This is a genomic window from Bradyrhizobium sp., assembly GCF_049519115.1.
In the GTDB taxonomy this organism is placed as follows: Bacteria; Pseudomonadota; Alphaproteobacteria; order Rhizobiales; family Xanthobacteraceae; genus Bradyrhizobium.
On the sequence record NZ_JBEKRB010000178.1, the window covers coordinates 1 to 2,935 of the forward strand.

General features: G+C 53.2%; 4 protein-coding genes. 2 read left to right on the forward strand and 2 right to left on the reverse strand.

Going from position 1 to position 2,935, the window contains the following annotated elements; all coding sequences use genetic code 11:
* The coding region (locus ABSE61_RS36785) for a transposase (protein WP_423876054.1) at positions 1-255 on the reverse strand (255 nt) is incomplete at its 3' end.
* Positions 256-318: 63 nt separating this feature from the next.
* Entirely contained in the window at positions 319-1,086 is a 768-nt protein-coding gene (locus ABSE61_RS36790; RefSeq protein WP_423876055.1) for a metallophosphoesterase family protein, read from the reverse strand.
* Positions 1,087-1,457: 371 nt separating this feature from the next.
* Here ABSE61_RS36790 and ABSE61_RS36795 point away from each other — a divergent pair, with 371 nt between their 5' ends.
* Together ABSE61_RS36795 and ABSE61_RS36800 are read left to right on the forward strand one after the other, a co-directional pair.
* Positions 1,458-2,096: a hypothetical protein gene (locus ABSE61_RS36795; protein ID WP_423876056.1), complete on the forward strand. Its 639-nt coding sequence runs from the start codon at positions 1,458-1,460 to the stop codon at positions 2,094-2,096.
* A gap of 76 nt (positions 2,097-2,172) precedes the next feature.
* On the forward strand, positions 2,173-2,935 hold a 763-nt coding region (locus tag ABSE61_RS36800; RefSeq protein WP_423876057.1), incomplete at its 3' end, for a GumC family protein.

Genomic DNA, 2,935 nt, shown 5'->3' on the forward strand with positions numbered 1-2,935 from the left:
TCGCTCCAGACGCCGGCTCGACTGCACCCGATTGAGGTATCCGTAGACGTAAATCTTCAGCAACGTCGCCGGATGGTAGGCCGGCCTTCCTGTCGCCTCCGGCTCAACGCCGCCAAAGCCGAGCCCCGACAGATCAAGCTCATCGACAAAAACATCGACCGCCCGAACCGGATTATCCTCGGATAAATAGTCTTCCAGCCGTTCGGGAAACAACGTGCTCTGACTGCGGTCATCGCCAAGGACAAAGCACGTCATCGAATCCTCCCTGCAAATCACAGGAGAATCATATCATTGAGTGCCGTTTTCACACAGTCTGGGTCAATCTGCGGATGCTGACAATACAGCTAGTCTCTCGCCCTCGATGATCAGGCAGGTCAATACCCCAGTTGCAAAGGCACCGGTATCGATATTGATCCGGTTTGAACGTACGTCAACGTTCTCAATCGGCGTGTGTCCGTGAACTATAATTTTGCCAAAGTCCTGGTTTGAATTTAAGAATTCTGCCCTTATCCACAGAAGGTCCTTTTCCGTTTGTTTCGTAAGTTCGATGTTTGGCCTGACGCCGGCATGGACAAAGAAAAAGTCGCCGCAAATGAACGACTTTTTTAGTTCTCGAAGAAAACGAATATGCGACTGAGGAAGCGCGTTGTGGAAGGCTAATTGAGTTTCTACGGTTTTCTTACGATCCGAGAATATCTCGGAAGCCACGCCGTAAGATGCCAAAGTCTCTCGGCCGCCTAATCTGAACCATTGATCAATCAACGTGGGATCGCGCAAGCAATTGATCGCGAGCAATTCATGGTTGCCCTTGAGAAATATCGATTCATGGGCAGCGCCGTGTTCGATCAGTCGAGCAATGGTTTCGCGCGACCAGCTACCACGATCGATGTAGTCGCCCAAGAAAACATAGATGGGTCTTGCTACTGGGTGCTTCGCGGTATCGGCGGCGCAAAATGACAGTATTTTGTCGAGCAAATCGACGCGTCCGTGGATGTCGCCGATCGCATAAATTCGGATTCCCTGGGCAATTGATGGAGGCTGCCCGGCGACCTTGAGCTCTTCACTCGGTGAAATAGAAAATTGCACCCGTTACCTCTTTTCGTAGCAAAACGAAGCGAGCAATTGGCGAGAACGAGAACATTGTCCAAGTCCGCGCCACTAGACTATCTCTGTAGCGAGCAGAAATTGCGCCCAAAATGTCGCCACCACTGTTACGTACGGTCCCGTGCGGGGTGCCCTGGGGGTGGCTGTTAACCGACAAGAAACTGGTCTTCCTAAAGCACTAATGGGCCAAAAAATGCAAATAACTTCATTGACTTACACCCAGCTGGAATAAATCGAGGCGGCACGCGTCAACCTTAAGATTCATCAAAGATTGTAGGTAGCATCAATTAATGGCATTATCTCGGTCCTAACAGCGGCCCAAAAATTGCAAAGCCAACATCCGGGTGAATTAAATGCGTTTTTTCCTGAATAGGGAATTGGTTATCGTGGCGGCATTCAATCTACTCTTAAGCCCTGCATGGGGAGCCTGCGTCAAGCCGCCGGCATCCGCCCAAAAGATGAATCAGTTCAAGCTAAATCCCCAGGGTTTGATACCTTCGGCGGATTCTGAAACGAGAGCGGTCGAGATCCAGACACGTGAACTAGCTGGAACCGATCCACGCCTTGCCGAAAGTCTGGTGCGGGTCGCAGAGACTGCAAATCCGAAGTTCCAAACGGCCATTGCTGCTGGGCTGGCGCAAGCTGCGTTAGCGTGTGAGAACACTGATCAGCAGGCCGCGGAACAAATCCAGCAAGCTGTGGCGGGTTTCCAGAACGGCGAGTTTCAGGCGTCCTTCGCTGCGGTAGCTGGCGACATCGAAACTGCCGCGACCGCCGCCGCGGGATCTGCCGGCAGCGTCGTCATAACAAACCCAAATAGGTCCAAGGGCGCTTCCGGAGTCCCGACCTACGGCGGCGGAACCCCGACCACGATCGTCATCAATGCTACGCCGGCCGGAACTCAGACTACGACCGTGTTCAGCGTCGCTGGGCCCAGCAGTTCTCAGGGGGGCGGAGCGACGGCCGCCGATCCGGTCAGCCCGACACGTTAAGTTAAAATGGCAAGATGCTAAAATAGCAAAGTAACGACGCCTATTTCAATCTGCTACCAACAGCAAAGTGTGCCACATGAACATCGCAAGGCCGTTTTCCCCTCAGCCATACGAGCCAGTAGCAAAGCCCGACGACGTTGAGGGCACAATTTCCCTGCGTAATGTTAGAGATTTTTTCACGCGCCAGTGGCGGCTTGTCGCGGTGGTGACGGCCCTGACGATGCTGCTCGCCGCGGCCTACATTGCGGTTTCGCCAAAGAAATACACCGCACAGGCGGACATGATTATCGACACCAAGCGGGTGACTTGGACTCAAACAGAAATGGCGTCCGAGAACCGGACGGTTGAAGACGCATCTGTCGAAAGCGAGATTGAAACGACGAAATCGGAAAGAGTGGCGCTGTCGGTGATCAAGCGCTTACACTTGAGTGAGGATCCGGAGTTTGTCGGACCGGGTCGCGGAATTATTCGTAGGATTCTAGCCGTTTTCCATCTATCGCCGGCCTCTGAGCCCGTAACGTCAGAGGAAGAGTTGACTCGGCGCGCGTTGGATGCATTCAAAGACAATCTTCGCGTGAACCGAGTGGGGCGCAGCTACATCGAGCAGATTTCTTTTACGTCGCTCGACAAAGACAAGGCTGCAACAATCGCAAACGCAGTCGCCGAGGCCTATATTGAGGACCAACTGCAAGCCAAGTTCGAAGCAACCCGCCGTGCGAGTTTGTGGCTGCAAGATCGCATTGGTGAACTACGAGCGCAGGCAAGCGATGCCTACAAGCAAGTGCAGGATTTCAAGACAGAAAACAGCATTATCATCGGCGTCGACGGCAAGTTGGCTA

What these genes read in the sequence shown, in the direction of transcription:
- ABSE61_RS36795 (WP_423876056.1), top strand. Translation starts at nt 1,458, where the DNA reads ATGCGTTTTTTCCTGAATAGGGAATTGGTTATCGTGGCGGCATTCAAT.